Annotated in this window: 10 protein-coding genes; all 10 read left to right on the forward strand. The window is 55.5% G+C overall.

Annotated features, from left to right (window positions below):
• Positions 1-127: 127 nt before the first annotated feature.
• The gene (locus B1748_RS29580; protein WP_087571556.1) at positions 128-799 is read left to right on the forward strand and encodes a tetratricopeptide repeat protein; all 672 of its coding nucleotides are present in this window, start codon (positions 128-130) and stop codon (positions 797-799) included.
• A gap of 23 nt (positions 800-822) precedes the next feature.
• On the forward strand, positions 823-2,571 hold the full coding sequence (locus tag B1748_RS29585) for a sensor histidine kinase (protein WP_087571557.1): 1,749 nt from the start codon (positions 823-825) through the stop codon (positions 2,569-2,571).
• A gap of 30 nt (positions 2,572-2,601) precedes the next feature.
• The gene (locus B1748_RS29590; protein WP_087571558.1) at positions 2,602-4,158 is read left to right on the forward strand and encodes an ABC-F family ATP-binding cassette domain-containing protein; all 1,557 of its coding nucleotides are present in this window, start codon (positions 2,602-2,604) and stop codon (positions 4,156-4,158) included.
• 135 nt (positions 4,159-4,293) lie between these two features.
• The gene (locus B1748_RS29595) at positions 4,294-5,895 is read left to right on the forward strand and encodes an SWIM zinc finger family protein (RefSeq protein ID WP_179215891.1); all 1,602 of its coding nucleotides are present in this window, start codon (positions 4,294-4,296) and stop codon (positions 5,893-5,895) included.
• Entirely contained in the window at positions 5,892-8,882 is a 2,991-nt protein-coding gene (locus B1748_RS29600) for a DEAD/DEAH box helicase (protein ID WP_087571560.1), read from the forward strand. Before B1748_RS29595 ends, B1748_RS29600 begins: the two co-directional genes overlap by 4 nt.
• A 6-nt stretch (positions 8,883-8,888) precedes the next feature.
• Positions 8,889-9,080, forward strand: a complete 192-nt coding sequence (locus B1748_RS29605) for a hypothetical protein (RefSeq protein WP_087571561.1) — start codon at positions 8,889-8,891, stop codon at positions 9,078-9,080.
• Positions 9,081-9,216: 136 nt separating this feature from the next.
• On the forward strand, positions 9,217-10,602 hold the full coding sequence (locus B1748_RS29610; RefSeq protein WP_087571562.1) for an ABC transporter substrate-binding protein: 1,386 nt from the start codon (positions 9,217-9,219) through the stop codon (positions 10,600-10,602).
• Between the two features lie 13 nt (positions 10,603-10,615).
• The gene (locus B1748_RS29615) at positions 10,616-12,427 is read left to right on the forward strand and encodes a cache domain-containing sensor histidine kinase (protein ID WP_087571563.1); all 1,812 of its coding nucleotides are present in this window, start codon (positions 10,616-10,618) and stop codon (positions 12,425-12,427) included.
• Positions 12,424-14,046, forward strand: coding sequence for a response regulator transcription factor (locus B1748_RS29620; RefSeq protein ID WP_087571564.1), 1,623 nt, complete (start codon positions 12,424-12,426; stop codon positions 14,044-14,046). Before B1748_RS29615 ends, B1748_RS29620 begins: the two co-directional genes overlap by 4 nt.
• Before the next feature lie 21 nt (positions 14,047-14,067).
• Positions 14,068-15,723 carry a glycoside hydrolase family 3 protein gene (locus B1748_RS29625; protein WP_087571565.1) on the forward strand — a complete coding sequence of 552 codons (1,656 nt, stop codon included), beginning with the start codon at positions 14,068-14,070 and terminating at the stop codon, positions 15,721-15,723.
• Positions 15,724-16,324 lie beyond the last annotated feature (601 nt).

Consider the following 16,324-nt stretch of genomic DNA (forward strand, 5'->3'; position numbering starts at 1 on the left):
GCGGTGGAACGAATATGCGAAAAGCAAGTATGAAATACGATGCCAACCCGTTACAAAATCCCTGATTGTGGTATGATGGAACGAGATTATTTGTCATTGATATCGATCGTTATGGGGGAACGAATTCATGTTCAAGCTGACCTTTTTATTCCTGTGGTTGTCCTGGCTGCTCGGCAACCCGTTTTTTGCCATCATTCTGTTGCTGTTTATTTTGTATGTCATAGACCGCAGATTCGTAGGTTTGTCTCCCAGTCTGTTGGCGCCGCTTAAGCGCAACTCGCGAATCCGCAAGTTAAGGAACATAATGACGGCTTCTCCAAATGACGTGTCCGCGAAGCAAGAGCTTGCCCGGCTGCTCATCGACAAAAAGAAATACGGAGAAGCGATTCGTTTGCTGGAGCCGCTCAAAAGAGTTCTGGAGGATTCGGCGGAATATTGGGCCGATCTGGGGCTGGCGCTGGCGGCCGAAGGCAATAAGGCGGAGGGAGAAGCGGCCCTGTTGCGCGCGCTCGAGATTAATTCGAGGGTCAAATACGGCACGCCCTATTTGAGGCTTGCGGCGATGAGCGCGGACAGCGGCGATCAAGAGAAGGCTCTTCGCTATTTGCGCGCGTTCCAGGACATCCATTCTTCCTCGTGCGAATCTTACTACCGGCTTGCCGAGGTCTATAAACGGATGGGGAAAGAAGCGGAGGCAAAGAGCTCGGCGGAGGAAGGGCTGCGCGTCTATCGTTCCTTGCCTAAGTACAGGAAACGCGCGGAGCGCGGCTGGGCACTGCGGCTGCTGCTCAAAAAATAAGGTAAAGGGGCAAGATGCAACACATGCAACGCAATCTATGGCTGATCGCAATCGGCGTCATCGTTACGCTCATATTAGTTAATAACACAGTCTACTACTTCTTGACCAAATCAACTTTGGAAGAAAGTCATAGGGAAGAGCTGCTGACGCTTGCGAGTCAGATCGAAATTGCCGTCGAGCAGTCTCGCATGGGCGCCGAGCATTATGAGGACCAGATCGGCAGGGAGCTTCGCGCGGCGTCCATTGCCGCCCAATACGCCCTTGACCCCGACGTCGAGAAAGTGACTTCGGAGCAGCTTCAGGAGCTGAGCAGGAAGCTGGACATCGCCCATATTACGCTGCTGAAGCAAACAGGCAATGATATTGTGCTGCACCGCTCATCCGATGGTTCGCAAATTGGAAAGAGCACGAAGAGCTGGGATCCCTGGCATCAGGTATTCAAGCAGCTGTTCGCGAAGGAAGTCGTTAAGGAAGAATGGCTCGGGCAGTCCATGGAGAACTTCTGGAGCGGTCCGTTCGAAGTATCCTCCACGGAGCTGGACAAAGTTTACAAGTGGGGCTACTATTACGACGGAACAACAAATTATATTACCGATCCCTACGTCAGCTTTGCGAGGCTTGACGAGTACAACCGGATTACGGGGGCAGAACGTCTGATCTCCGAGCTGGAGAACAGAAGCGACTCCATTATGGAGATTGCGGCGATCAATCCGGCGACCTTTCCGGACGGGATCTGGACGCCTACAGAGAACGGCGAGGAGCAGGAGCATCATGTGCAGCGTCCCGTCATCTATGGCGATTATACGATTAAGCTGGATCGCGACGTCGAATACGTACGCCGTGCTTACCAGGAGCACGAAGTGCTCACGCTGGAGGAAAAGGCGGGGGGCAAGTCGGTCTATAAGCTGTTTATCCCCGTATTCGTAAAAGACAAAGGGATCAGCATTACGGACGAATACGGCAAGCAGTTGGACAGCTACGTGCTGACGATCGCTTCGGATTACGAGGTTATTAAAAGCAAACTGGACAACCAATTTCTAAATCTGGGTCTTATCATTGTTTTATTGTCGATCGTTAGCCTGGCGATTGCCTATACCGCTCTCCGCTATTACAAATATACCCGCGAAAAAGCAGTACAAGTCGCCCAGGAGACGTACGTGGAAGAGATCAACAGTTTGTTCCACTCCGTCAAAGCCCAGCGGCACGATTTCCTGAACCATGTCCAGACGATCAGGGCGCTTGCGGAGCTTAACAAACATCAGGAGCTTGTTGCCTACACCAAAGAATTGACCAGCGATATCCGCTCCGTCAACGATTATATCAATATCGGCAATCCGGCGATCGCCGCGCTTATCCGTTCCAAAATCTCGCAGGCGGAGAGCTACCGGATCACATTGGAATGCAGCGTAAGCGGTCTTGATCTGCAGGACATGGGGGCCAAGACGCTGGATATGAATCGGGTACTGGGCAATCTTATCGACAATGCTTTTGACGAAGTGCTGAAATACGACGAAAGCATCCGAGAGGTAGAGCTTGCCGTCGCGCAAAGGGGGCACGCGCTGGAGATCATTATTACCAATACCTGTCTTAATGCAGAGGAGCTCGTTCAGAAGCCGCTGTTTAAAGCAGGCTTCTCCACGAAGCAGGATGATCATCAAGGACTCGGTTTGTCGATCGTCAAATCGATTGCGGAACGATACAAGGGCAAAGTCACCGTATTTGCGACAAGCCCGGATAAGCTGACTTTATCCGTGTATATTCCGCTCTCATAGTTAAATGCAAAAGAATGGAGATAAAGAATCATGAGTTTGTTGACGGTTGAGCAATTATCGCATACGTTTGGCGATCGGGTATTGTTTAGAAACGTTTCCTTCCGATTGTTGGAGGGGGAGCATGTCGGGCTGGTAGGCGCAAACGGCACAGGGAAGTCTACCCTTATGAATATTTTGACGGGGAAGCTGCTCAAGGACGAAGGCAAGGTCGAATGGACGCCGCGCGTTCAATACGGTTATTTGGACCAACATACGAAGCTCGAAGCGGGCAAGACCATCCGTGACGTGTTGAAGGACGCCTTTGCTCCTTTGCTCGTGCTGGAAAACGAGCTGAATGAAATTACGTTGCAGATGGGCGACGCGGACCCGGATACGCTGGAGCAGCTATTGATTCGGATGGGAGAGATTCAAGAGGAGCTTGAAATCGGCGATTTCTATCTCATTGACGTTAAGGTCGACGAGATGGCCAACGGTTTAGGCCTTACCGCGATCGGACTCGACCGCGATGTGACGGCGTTAAGCGGCGGACAACGGACGAAGGTGCTGCTCGCCAAGCTTTTGCTGGAGAAGCCCGGCGTGTTATTGCTGGACGAGCCTACAAACTATTTGGATGACGAGCATATTAACTGGCTTACGAATTATTTAAGAAATTATCCGCACGCGTTTATTCTGATTTCCCATGAGACGTCCTTCATGAATCAGGTCGTGGGCGTGATCTATCATCTCGAATTCACGAAATTGACGCGTTACTCGGCCAATTACGATAAGTTCCTGGAGATGGCCGAACTGAACAAATCGCAGCATATCGACGCCTACGAGAAACAACAGGAATATATTAAAAAACAAGAAGAGTTTATTCAGAAAAACAAAGCGCGCGCTTCGACCTCGGGGCGGGCAAAAAGCCGGGAAAAGCAGCTTGACCGCATAGACCGGATCGACAAGCCGGAGGAAGCGGCAAGACCGACCTTTAACTTCAAAGAATCCAGAACGAGCGGCAAAACCGTATTCGAAGCGGAGGGAATGGTCATCGGCTACAATAAGCCGCTGCTTCCCAAAATGGATATGGTCATCGAGCGTGGCGATAAGATTGCAATCGTAGGTTGCAACGGCGTAGGGAAGTCTACGCTCCTTAAAACGATTCTGGGAGTCGTTCCTCCTCTGGATGGCAAAACATATTTGGGCGATTATTTATCCCCCGCTTACTTCGAACAGGAAGCCAAGGCTCCCACGATGACTCCGCTGGAAGACGTATGGGACGAGTTCTCTTCGATGAGCCAGCATGAGGTTCGGGCAGCATTAGCTCGTTGCGGTTTAAAAAATGAACATATTACGCGGTCCCTTAATCAGCTTAGCGGCGGCGAACAAGCCAAGGTTCGTCTTTGCAAGCTGATGATGCGGGAAAGCAATTGGATCCTGTTCGACGAGCCGACCAACCACTTGGACGTATACGCCAAAGCCGAATTGAAACGGGCTTTGCAAGCTTACAAGGGTTCGGTCGTTCTTGTGTCCCACGAACCCGAATTCTACGAGGACTGGGTAACCAAGATTTGGGATGTGGAAGCATGGTCGATGCAAAGCGTGGGGTGATAGAGAGAAGCTTTTAAGCGAAATCGATGATTTAACAGGAACGCCATCCTGCGGCTCGCGTCGCCGGGATGGCGTTTTTTTGTGTTATAATGGAAAGAATGCAAAGAACGGATGAGAGGCGGGTGGAAGACTGCAATGCGTGTATTCGACGACAGAATGTTAACGGCGCTCGAAGGACAAATGGGCGAAAACATAGAAGGCATCATGATCAAGCGCGGCTGGCAGTACTTCAAAAACGGCTACGTTCAAAGCGCGAAGGAAACGACGAGCGACATTTTGACGGGCATCGTCCAAGGGACCGAGCTGTATGCGGTCGTCATCGACGCCGAACAGTTCCGCTACAGCAAGTGCACCTGTCCGTACGGCGATTATTGCAAGCACATGGTTGCCGTCTACTTCTATTATGTGGCGTTTCGGGAAGGAGAAGAAGCCGCGGAGGCTTCGTACTTCAGACTGCTCGGATTGGCTCCCGCGAGCAAGCTCGCGAAGCCGGAGAAGAAGGAGGAATCCGGTCAATTGGCCTTGTTCGAAGTCGGCGTCGGCAATCCGGGTCCTTCCGGTTCGCCGGAGGAGTGGTTCTCCTGGATGGAGACCGAGTACGGCGAATCGTTCAGGAAATGCCGGCATTCGCTGCATGCCCTGCAGCCCGTCTTGTCGGCGCTCAAGGGGACGTCGAGGGAATGGGAAAAGCCTATGCAGCGATTGCACTGGCTGGCGTCCATTGCCTTTACGCTGGAGCAGGCGGAGCGGGCCATCCTGACCGTGGACAGCTTTAGCCGCTATTATCACGAGATGTCGTTCTTGCGTATGGCAGAGCCTTGGCTGGAGCATGGTTTCTCCTTGTTGTCGGAGCTTGAACCCCTTGAGATGGGCGAGGCGGAGCTGCATTGGGCCGAGGCGCTTACGGATCGGGCGAAGCATAGGGCGATGATTGCCGAGCGCCAGTTATTCGATTGGCCGATGCTGTATCTGGCATATTGCGAAGTGATGTCGCTGCGCAGGGACTGGTTCGATCGGGAGTTGGCGGCGCTGCTTGCGGCAGCGGAGCGCAAGGAACCCCAGAACGACGATTCGTTTCTGCATGCGGCGGCGGGCATGTTCTACTTTCTGGACGGGGATGACGATGCGGCCATCGCGCAATTTTCGCAAAGCGCCTTCGAACGGACGCAAAAGCTTATCTATCCCTGCGTGGCTCAGCGGATGGAAGCCGGCAAGTGGGAAGCCGCGAAGCAATGGATGGCGTATTTGTTCGAGCGCGTGCATGCCGCCAGAAATGCTCGCAATATCGGCCCATTTATGACTCTGTGCCGCCGCGCGGACGAGGATCGGCCGCAGGAGGAAATCTGGGCGTCTTATATGATCGGGCTGTTGCCATACTCCTTCGGGGATCTCTCCGAGCATTGGCTTAACGTTAAGCGTTATGAGGATTGGGCCGATCTGCAGATGCTCGTCGGAGCAAAGATGGAGGAGCTGGATGCGGCGGCGCTGCGCGAGGTTGCCAAGCAATCTCCGGAATCGCTGCTGCCGATCTATCATCAATCCATCGAAGCGAATATCGCCACGAGAAATCGGCAGGGCTACCGGATAGCCGTCAAACAGCTTAAAAAGCTGGAGAAGTTGTACAAGGGACTGAAGGATGCAGAGCGTTGGGATTTGTACGTGGCAAGCATTATGGGGAAATACCAACGGCTCAGGGCGCTGCAGGAAGAGCTGTGGAAAGGGAAAATCGGCGTATGAGAACATCATTGAACTTTCGGAGCCTGACGGTGGACGGCAAATGGAGCATGGAAGAAGGAAGCCCGACGCTGCTGCTTGGCGCGGTCGAGCGCAAGGACTTGACGGAAGGACGTCTGCGCTCGTTGTTGTTCGCATGGCATAAGGCTTCTTGGTACGGAGCGGACGTAGAAGAGGAACGAATCGGCGGACAGAGCCTGCTCAAGCTGAGCCCGCTCGCCGCCGTCGATTATTTGTCGCAGCCCCGTCATGTCCGTTTGCTTGACGTGAAGTGGAGCGATCGGCTCAGCGTCCTTATCCGAATCGCCGGCATGATCCGGACGATGCTGCTGCGAGGCTGGTATATGCCGGACTGGCAGCACTGGAGCGAGGAACGGAGGAGCTGGAGGGCCGACTTGCCGGAGGACGCCGCCGAGTTCGCGAACGATTGGGAGCAGGCTCTTCGCGATGCGGCCGAACATGGCGATGACCGGGCGGAGGCGTGGCTGGGCGCGGCAATCGAAGAACTGCTGGTCAGCGACAACGATGCGGCGGCCGCTTGGGCGGACATTGGCAAAAAGATGGGCGAAGGCGTGCTCAGGCAGAAGGGGAGCGACGAAGACGAATGGCTGATCGCCATTGGCTTCCGCCGGGATATGCTGCCGTTCCGCGTGGCGCTTCAATTGCTGGAGCCCGGCGAAGGATTTGGCTGGAGATTGCGCCCCGCGCTGCAGGATCAGTCGGGTGGAGAGTGGCGGACGATCGAAAAAAATCCCGCCGGAGATTGGCAGGCTGAGCGGAAGGATGAGGCCGGTCCAGAATATGGCGATTATGACGCCAATGGAGTCGTTGATCTTGACGCTGGCAACGGATTGCCCGCCGATTGGCGGGAGCCGCTCCTCGGCAAGATGAACAAGGAAGAGTCCAAGTGGGCGCAGGTATTGCCTCATCTTGCCGAGGCGGGAGAATCGGAAGATGAAGCAGGAGATAGAACGATAAAGGATGCGGCATCGCTTCGCTGGTCCTTGACGGAGCAGGAAGCATGGAGCTTCCTGGAGCACGACAGTCTTCGGCTGCTGGAGGCGGGTACGCCAGTCCTCCTTCCTGCATGGTGGGAGGCGGTTCGCAGCCGGAAGCTGAGAGTGCGGGCGAAGCTCAAGTCGTCGGTCGGTTCCGCTGCGCAGCCGATGTTCGGTCTCGACCAGATCGTCCAGTTCGACTGGAAGCTGGCTCTGGGCAATATCGATCTCTCCGAAGCCGAATTTATGCAAATGGCGGAGGAGAACAGAAGGCTGGTGCAAGTGGGCGATCAGTGGGTCCATCTTGATCCGCAGGACGTCGCGGAAATCCGCGCCTGGATGAAGCGGGTAGGCAAGCGCAAGGGACTCTCCTTCCGCGACGTGCTGGAGATGCATCTGCGGGGCGGCTCGGAGATGGAGCTGGACAGCGAAAGCGAGGATGGTTTGCGGGCCGAGGTCGAGTTGAACGAACATCTCGGCGCCTGGCTGGCGCAGTTGCAGCAAGTGTCCCGCATTCCGGAGGCCGAGCTGCCGTCGTCGTTTTTGGGCGAATTGCGTCCATACCAGCTGCAGGGCGTATCCTGGCTGTTGTTCCTGCGCCAGTTCGGACTGGGCGGCGTGTTGGCTGACGACATGGGTCTCGGCAAAACGATTCAGTTCATCGCGTATTTGTGCTGCGTACAGGCGTCGGAGGATCCTGCCGCAGGCGCGTCGCTGCTGGTCTGTCCGACTTCCGTTATCGGGAACTGGGAGAAGGAGCTTCGGCGATTCGCGCCGTCGCTCAAGGTTCATATCCATTACGGCGGCAAACGGGTGAAAGGCGAGGAGCTGAAGGAGCTCGCGGGAGAATACGATCTGGTCATCACCTCGTATTCGCTCGCGCAGCTGGATGAAGAGGATATCGGAGCTGTGGAATGGAACGCGCTTTGTCTCGATGAGGCCCAAAATATTAAAAATGTGTACACAAAGCAATCCAGCGCGATCAGGAGCTTCGGCGCCCGCCACAGGATCGCGTTAACCGGCACGCCGATGGAAAATCGGTTGACGGAGCTATGGTCGATCTACGACTTTATCAATCCGGGTTATCTCGGCAGCATGGCCGATTTCCGCAGAGCGGTCGTCGCGCCGATCGAGAGGACGAGGGACGAAACGATGATACAAGGGCTGCAGCGCTGGGTAAGACCGTTTATGCTGCGTCGCGTAAAGAAGGACCCCGCCATCCAGCTGTCGCTGCCGGACAAGATCGAGTCCAAAAGTTTTATGACCTTGACCGCCGAGCAGGGAACGTTGTACGAGAACATCGTATCCGAGCTGATGGAGAAGCTGGATACGCTGGATGCCATGCAGAGGCGCGGGCTTATTTTGGCGACGCTCACGAAGCTTAAGCAGCTATGCGACCATCCCGCGCTTTTGCTGCACGAGACGGAGACAGAGAAGTGGGATGCCGAAAGATCGGGCAAGATGGCGAGGCTGCTGGAGATGTGCGAGGAGATCGCGGCAGAAGGCGAACGTTGTCTCATCTTCACCCAATTCGTAGAGATGGGAGCACGGATCAAGGAAACGCTCGAGGCGTCGCTTGGCATCAAGGTTCCATACTTGCATGGCGGCGTGCCGAAGGCGAAACGCGACGAAATGATTACGGCATTTCAAGAGGACGAGAAGGGCGGCGCGTTCGTCCTGTCTCTTAAGGCAGGCGGAACGGGGTTGAATCTGACGGCCGCGAATCATGTGTTCCACTTCGACCGCTGGTGGAATCCGGCCGTCGAGAACCAGGCAACGGACCGGGCTTTCCGGATCGGGCAGACGCGCCAGGTGCAGGTGCACAAGTTCATTACGCTCGGCACGCTGGAAGAGAAGATCGACGAGATGATCGAGAGCAAGCAATCGCTGAACGACCAGGTTGTCGGCGTGTCGGAGCAGTGGATCACGGAGATGAGCACGGATGAATTAAAGGATCTGTTCGCGCTCCGGGACGATTGGCTGAAAGGGTGATGACGTTTGGAGAAGGAACAATCGCGGAATCGGCTTGATCGATTGAAGCAACCTGGGTCGCTTCGGTCAATTAACGGCAAGAGCAACGGCTCCGAAGAGCAAGAAGCCGGAGAGCCGGCAGGTCCGCCGCAAGGCAATGAAGAATGGCGAGCCCTGTACGAACGAATCAGGGGAGCAACCGAAAAGCTGCGAGATTGAGGTTGCCGCTGCGGCAATAATAATAGAAATGTATCCCCTCGTTATCGTTTTTTGGACCTCCTTGCAGGCATGCGAATGTGGATATAATAAGATACAGGGAGACAAGTGATTGTGGACCTAAGGAGGGTTAACAAGCTTGCGTAGAAGTTCTATCCTGATCGTTGTCCTTCTCATTGTCGCCACGGGGACTTCCGCATGCAGCGGCAATAACCCCGCGATCGAAGACAAACTGGAATTTAAGCAAGTTACCTTGTCGCTGCGGCATACGCAGATCAAGGAAACGAGCAAAGCCAGATTGCGAGTGCTCGAGGATGTCGTCGCGCAGACGGAAGCCGAGAACGAAGGCGTTGTCTTCCAGCTGGAGGGCATTGACGAAATCGTCAATCGCGATACGAAGCTCAAGCAGGAGATGGCCGTCGGCAATCCGCCCGACATCTTCGAGGTGTTTGGCGGAGCGGATCTAAAGCTCTACGTAAAGGCGGGCCGGATGCTGGATCTCACTCCGATTCTGGAGGAGCTGGAGCTGACAGACAAGTTCGAGAGTTTGTCCGAATTTACAATCGACGGCCGGGTGTACGGCGTGCCGTACGGCGGTTATAGCGAAGGGATTTTCTACAACAAACAAATATTCAAGGAGCTGGGCTTGTCCATTCCCAAAACATGGGATGGGCTGCTGGATACGGCGGAGACCATCAAGGCGGCGGGATATGTGCCGTTCGGCCTGGCTGCGAAGGATGCTTGGGCAATCGGCATGATGTGGAATACGATCATGGTCCGATACGTGGGCATCGAGGCGTTCGGCGGCTTGCTGACGGGGGAGACGAAGTGGACCGACCCGGGTTTTATCCAAGGGTTCGAAGCTTACAATGAGCTGATCCGGCGCAAATACTTTCCGAGCGGGGCGCTTGGCTTCGAATATGCGGAGCAAGGAGCGCAATTGCTAAAGAGCAAAGCGGCGATGGTGTTCACGGGAACCTGGGACATGAGCCACTTCACAAGCGTGGAAACGGGGATTCCGCGTGGCGGCATCGGATTTTTTGCGTTCCCGTCGATTCCCGGCGGGCTTGGCGACCAAAGCTCCATCAATGCGTCGTATTCCAACGGCTTCGGCTTCTCTTCCAATCTGTCCGAGGGACAGATCGGGGTCGTCAAAGCTTTTATCGCCAACTTCTTTAACGAAAGCGTGCAGAAGCGGGCGATGGACGAGGATAAGCTGCTGCCTTCCATGAAGTTCACCGATCTCACCGACACGGATCCCATCGTTAATGAAGTGTTGACGGTTATGGGGCAAGCTTCGAGCACTTGGCCGGCTTTCGATGCCATTGTGCAGCCAAGCGTTACTTCGGAGATCGGAGTTGGGCTGCAGAAGCTGATCGGCGGTCTTAGCACGCCCGAGAAGGTGGCGCAGTCTATTCAGGAAGCGCAGGATAAGGCCAATCTGGCCCAGGTTAACGAAGCGGGGCTTGGCCATATCGGTCATGCGGCGGGATCCGGCATCATAACCGGGGACGACAGCAAATAGGGGGCCGGGCAAGATGAATCTGAGACCGAAGCTGATGCTGGCCTTCATTACGCTTATTATTATCCCGATGATCGTGCTCGGCATCTTCTCCTTCCTGAACTCCGAGACGCTGCTGGAGAAGAAGTACAGCGAGCAGTCGGAAATCACGATGAAAGCGATCGGCGGCAATCTTTCTTACTTTTTCCGCGAGCTGAATCAGTTGTCCAACGGCAACGTCATTAGCAGCGTCGTTCAGGATATTTTAAAGCAGAACGATCTGTCCATGGACGATCCAAGCACGATCATTCGCATTAATCAGGACGAAAAACAGATCAGCAGCATTCTGTTCCAGCATCCTGCCGTCAGCTATGTTGTCCTGTATTCCAGCGACGGCACGATGTACCGTTCGAATCGCAATGATCCCACGACGTTCCGTCCGATTACGTTCGAGCAGCTGCGGCAGCATTCTCTCTACGACGATGTCATTCGACTCGGAGGCATCCCGCTTTGGATCGGGCCGCATGAGCAGAAGGAGCTGACGGGCGTCGATCCGCCGCTGTTCACCATGCTGCGCGTCGTTAAGGACATTCAATCCTTTAACGATATCGGCATCATGGTCACTCAGTACAAGACCGAGGATGTCAGCAGCATGCTGAAAGGGTTCCAGAATCCGGATCCGGATTCGCAAGGCTCGCGTTATTTTATTATGAACGGCAAAGGTCTCATCATGCTGGACAGCAACAAGGAATACGATGGCGGGAGCATCGATCTGTATACCAACTCCATGCCCCAGTTAACGCAGGAATACAAGAGCGCGAGGATGAAGTTCGACGGCGTGGACAGTCTCGTCTCGTCCTATAAGCTGGGGCTTAACGATTGGGTGCTGCTGTCCGTACAGCCCTGGAATACACTAACCGACGAGAACATCCGATTTGTGCAGTGGATTGGCATGATTACGGTGTTGGGCTTGCTGTCGGCCGTGCTCTTCAACGTCTTTTTCGTTAATCGGGTCGCCAAGTCGATCATCAAGGTCGTCCGCAAAATGCGACTCGTCGAGCAGGGGCTGCTCGATATCCGGGTGTCTGCGCAGGGCAAGGACGAGACGGTGCTTCTGGCTAACAGCTTCAACAGCATGGTGGAGCGGATCGGCAATTTGCTAAGCGAGGTTCGCAGGGAGCAGGACCGGAAGCAGCACGCGGAGATGATGCTGATGCAGGCGCAGATCAAGCCGCATTTCCTGTTCAATACGCTGGAGTCCATCAACGCGCTCGCGGCGCAGAACGAAGGAGCCAAGATCATGCTGATGGTGAGGCGGCTCAGCAATCTGCTCCGCACGAGCATGCATCACTCCGAGGAGATCGGCATCAAGCAGGAGATCGAGCATGTACGCAGCTATCTGGAGATTCAGAAGTATCGCTTCGAGGAGTTGTTCTCCTATGAGCTTCAAGTGCCGGAGGAGGCGCTGCAATATAGTATTTTGAAGCTTACGCTTCAGCCTCTTGTCGAGAACAGCATCCAGCACGGCTTCGACGGGTACAAGGACGGCCAAGGCGTCATCTCGATCGACGTCTCTGTCGAACCTCACTCGCTCGTGATCATGGTCAGCGATAATGGCAAGGGCATGAGCCAGGAGGTCCTGCAGAAGCTGGCGGAGGGTTACAGTCCGTCGAGGAAAAGTCAAGACGAGGCCGAACTGGGCGAACGGAGAGGACTTGGCATACGCAATGTCGCCGACCGGCTCCGCATTCATTATGGACCGGGTTATGGCATGATGATCTGCAGCACGGAAGGGGAAGGCACGACGATCAGATGCATCATTCCAAAAAGCAGAGGTGAGAGCGCATGAGCGACAAGGTGCTCCTGGTAGACGATGAAGCTCACATTACCCGAAACTTGGAAAAGGTTATCCCTTGGGAAATGCTAGGTCTCCAAGTTGCAGGCTCTGCAAAAAACGGCGTAGAAGCGCTCCAGCTTCTGGAGCAGCAATCCGTGCAGCTCCTGCTCTGCGATATACGAATGCCGGTTATGGACGGACTGGAGCTCGTGCGCCTGATCCGGGAGCGGGAGATGACCTGCGACATTATTATGTTGTCCGGCTATCAGGACTTTGCTTATACGAGAGCGGCTATTCAATACGGCGTCAACGATTATGTGCTTAAGCCGATTCCCTATGACGAGCTGACAGGCGTTATTGCAAGAGTGATGTCGAATCAGCGCAGCAAGGCGAAGCAGCAGCACGAGGAACAGCAGAAGCTGGGCCGGATGATCGATCTGGCCAGCGAGAAAATACTCTACGATCTGATTATGGATTATACCGATTTTTCGGGCAGTCACTGGCTGTTCTCCGGCGACGAGCAGCAGCTGCGGACGCAGCGTTTCGTCATGATCGTACTGGATCTTGACGTCAGCTCGGAGAAAACAAAGGATTGGCGGGACTGGGCGGACAAGGAGCGCAAGCTGTGGAATTTCGCGGTATGCAATGTGCTGCGGGAGAAGCTGCAGGGCAACGGTCTGCATCATGCCGTTATCCAGATGAGAGACGGAGAATGGTGCGTGCTGATCGAGACGGCGGGAGCTGCCGAATTCGAAGAGCAACCCGTCAAAGAGTGGGCAGACATGCTGATGACGGCGGTCCGGAACCATGTAAAGCTGTCGCTGAACGCGGGAATCTACAGGCGATTCGCGGGCGTGGAGGAGCTGTCTGCGGCCTATAAGCAGGTGCAGCTCGGCATGCAGCTGACGCCTGCTCATGACACGATCACGTTGTATCCGACGGATGGGGAACGCGGACCTGCCGAAGACAAGGCATTTTGGGTAACGGCGGAAAAGCTGATCAGCGCCGTCAAGCGGGGCGATACCGCGGCTGTAAACGTCGAGGTGGACCAAATCGCGTCCCAATTGCAGCATCTCAACGATCAACATAGCGCCAGGGTGAAGCCGCTGCTCCACTTCTTCGTGCTCCATCTTATGCGGGAGATGAAGGAGATGGCCGTATTTACGAGGGATCAGGAGGAGCAGCTATGGCGCAGGCTGGACCGGCGTTTCCTGATCAAAGATCTCTTGACCTTTATCCGTCAGGTAACGGCCGCGGTGACGGATCGGTCAATCGACAAGAAGAAGCAGTCGGAGCTGTCCATGCTGGAGGCGAGAGCATTCCTTAATCGCAATCTATGCCGAGATCTGAGCGTGGAAGAAGCGGCAACCCATGTGGGTCTGAGCACGTCGTACTTCAGCCTGCTGTTCAAGCAGACATTCGGCGAGACGTTTATCGAATACGTGACGCGGGAGCGGATGGAGCGTGCCAAGACGATGCTAGCGGAGACGGGGAAAAGCGTGGCCCAAATCGCCAAAGAGGTCGGGTATGCGGAGAGAAGGTATTTCACGAAGGTGTTCATGAAGTATACCGGCGACAATCCGTCGGACTTTCGTGCCAAATTTCAAGTCGAAGATGATACTATACACTAACAGCTGAGAGGATGGGTTGAAATGGAAGGACGGGAACGACGGTCGAATGCAAGCGTATCGAGCGAATGGGGCAAGAAGAGCAACTGGAGGAATTGGAGCTTGAAGGAGAAGATCGGACAGCTGTTCGTATTCGGATTCCATGGTTACGAGCCATCGGACGACATCAACGCGCTGATCGAAGAGTATGGGATCGGAGGGACGATCTACTTCACCCGCAACGTGCGGAATGCGGAGCAGGTGCATAACCTCTCGGTCAAGCTGCAAGAGAAGGCGGCCGTGTCAGGACGGGCGCCGCTGTTTATCGCCATCGATCAAGAAGGCGGCATGGTGGCCAGACTCGTCGACGGCGTCACGCTGATGCCCGGCAATATGGCGCTTGGCGCCACGGGCCAGGCCGAAGCGGCGCGCGAGACGGCAAAAGTATCTGGCGAAGAGCTCAGGAAGCTCGGTATCACGCTAAACTACGCGCCTTGTATCGACGTCAACAACAATCCGGACAATCCCGTTATCAACGTCCGCTCGTACAGCGACCGCGCGGAGGTCGTGTCGGAGCTGGGAGCCGCTGCCGTGGAAGGTTATCAGTCCGCTGGCGTGGCGGCGACGGTAAAGCACTTCCCCGGACATGGCGATACGTCCGTCGACTCCCACCACGCGTTGCCGGTATTGCCGCATAACCGCGATCGGCTGGATGCGATCGAGCTGCGGCCGTTCCGCGCGGCGATTGCCGCGGGCACGGACTGCATCATGACGGCGCATGTCGTGTTGCCGGCGCTTGAGCCGAGCGGCGTACCGTCCACGTTGTCCAAGAATGTGTTGACGGGCTTGCTTCGCGGAGAGCTGGGCTACGACGGCGTCATCGTAACCGACTGCCTGGAGATGAGCGCGATCGACGAGCATTACGGGCCGGCGCAAGGCTCGGTGAGAGCGATACAAGCCGGAGCCGACATGGTGCTTGTCAGCCATACGATCGAGAAGCAGCGTGCGGCGCTGGAAGCTGTCGCAGCCGCGGTGGAAAGCGGCGAATTGTCCGAGGCGAGAATCGACGAAGCGGTGGGCCGCATTATGCGGCTGAAGTCGAAGCTGCGGCTTGAAGAGCCGATTGGCGCATGGGAGCAGGTCGCGGCTGTTATAGGCACGGAAGGCAACAAGGAAGTTGCCCGCCGCTGGAGCGAAGCCTCCGTGACATTAGTGAAGAACGAAGGCGGCTTGCTGCCGCTTCGGCGCGAAGCGAGCATGCTCGTGTTATGGCCGAGCATCGTGCCGGTATCCGTCGCTGACGAGATGTTGTCCGGCGATGGCACGTTAGGCGGCTACCTGAGTCATTACGGCGCCGCGAACGTCGTGGAACGCCGAATGGACGGGGCGGACCCGCTCGCGAGCTTGGATGCATTCGAACAGATCGTCGTCGTTACTTACGACGCTGCAAAGCATCCGCTGGAGCGCGACATCGCCCGTCAGGCGATAGAGCTCGCAGGCGACCGCGTCGTGGCGGTATCCGTACGCAATCCGCTGGATCTGCTGCTATTCCCTGATGTACTCGCATACCTCGCCGTATACGAGTGCAGACCGCTGGCGCTGTCTTCCGCGGCAAAGGCGCTGCTGGGCGATTTGAAGCCGCAGGGGAAGCTCCCCCTGGAAATTTCGCCGGCGTATCCTTTCGGCTGGAGCGTGGAGTAACGTTTCGCTGAGCCATAAATAGACAAAGTCCTCCAATCGCGATGTACGATGCGGAGGACTTTTTTTGCTAGGCTGGCTCGCTTGGCTAGTAGCTGGGGCGCTCGCGCAATTCGCCTGGCAGGTGCTGAGACGCCGGATATAGCGGGAAACTCCGCTATAATGCGCCTGGCAGGTGCTGAGACGCCGTATAATAGCGGGAAACTCCGCTATAAAATGCCCGGCAGGCGGGAAACTCCGCTATAATAATGCCTGGCAGGAGCTGGGACGTCGGATATAGCGGAAAACTCCGCTATAAAATGCCTGGCAGATGCTGAGACGCCGGATATAGCGGAAAACTCCGCTATAAAATGCCTGGCAGATGCTGAGTCGCCGGATATAGCGGGAAACTCCGCTATAAAATGCCTGGCAGATGCTGAGTCGCCGGATATAGCGGGAAACTCCGCTATAAAATGCCTGGCAGGTGCTTGGCGCCTCATTGTACTCGCTTTTTCATACATATTCGCTCGTCCCCGCCTGCCAGCACCCCATTGTGCTCGCTTTTTCATACATATTCGCTCGTCCCCGGCCACCATCGCCCCAATGAACTCGCTTTTTCATACAC

It is taken from the genome of Paenibacillus sp. MY03 (assembly GCF_002165585.1).
Classification (GTDB): domain Bacteria; phylum Bacillota; class Bacilli; order Paenibacillales; family Paenibacillaceae; genus Pristimantibacillus; species Pristimantibacillus agaridevorans.

Excerpts from the sequence above, each read along its gene's own strand:
- B1748_RS29580 (WP_087571556.1), top strand. The coding sequence starts at position 128 with ATGTTCAAGCTGACCTTTTTATTCCTGTGGTTGTCCTGGCTGCTCGGC.
- B1748_RS29590 (WP_087571558.1), top strand. The coding sequence starts at position 2,602 with ATGAGTTTGTTGACGGTTGAGCAATTATCGCATACGTTTGGCGATCGG.
- B1748_RS29615 (WP_087571563.1), top strand. The coding sequence starts at position 10,616 with ATGAATCTGAGACCGAAGCTGATGCTGGCCTTCATTACGCTTATTATT.
- B1748_RS29620 (WP_087571564.1), top strand. The coding sequence starts at position 12,424 with ATGAGCGACAAGGTGCTCCTGGTAGACGATGAAGCTCACATTACCCGA.
- B1748_RS29625 (WP_087571565.1), top strand. The coding sequence starts at position 14,068 with ATGGAAGGACGGGAACGACGGTCGAATGCAAGCGTATCGAGCGAATGG.
- B1748_RS29595 (WP_179215891.1), top strand. The coding sequence starts at position 4,294 with ATGCGTGTATTCGACGACAGAATGTTAACGGCGCTCGAAGGACAAATG.
- B1748_RS29585 (WP_087571557.1), top strand. The coding sequence starts at position 823 with ATGCAACGCAATCTATGGCTGATCGCAATCGGCGTCATCGTTACGCTC.
- B1748_RS29600 (WP_087571560.1), top strand. The coding sequence starts at position 5,892 with ATGAGAACATCATTGAACTTTCGGAGCCTGACGGTGGACGGCAAATGG.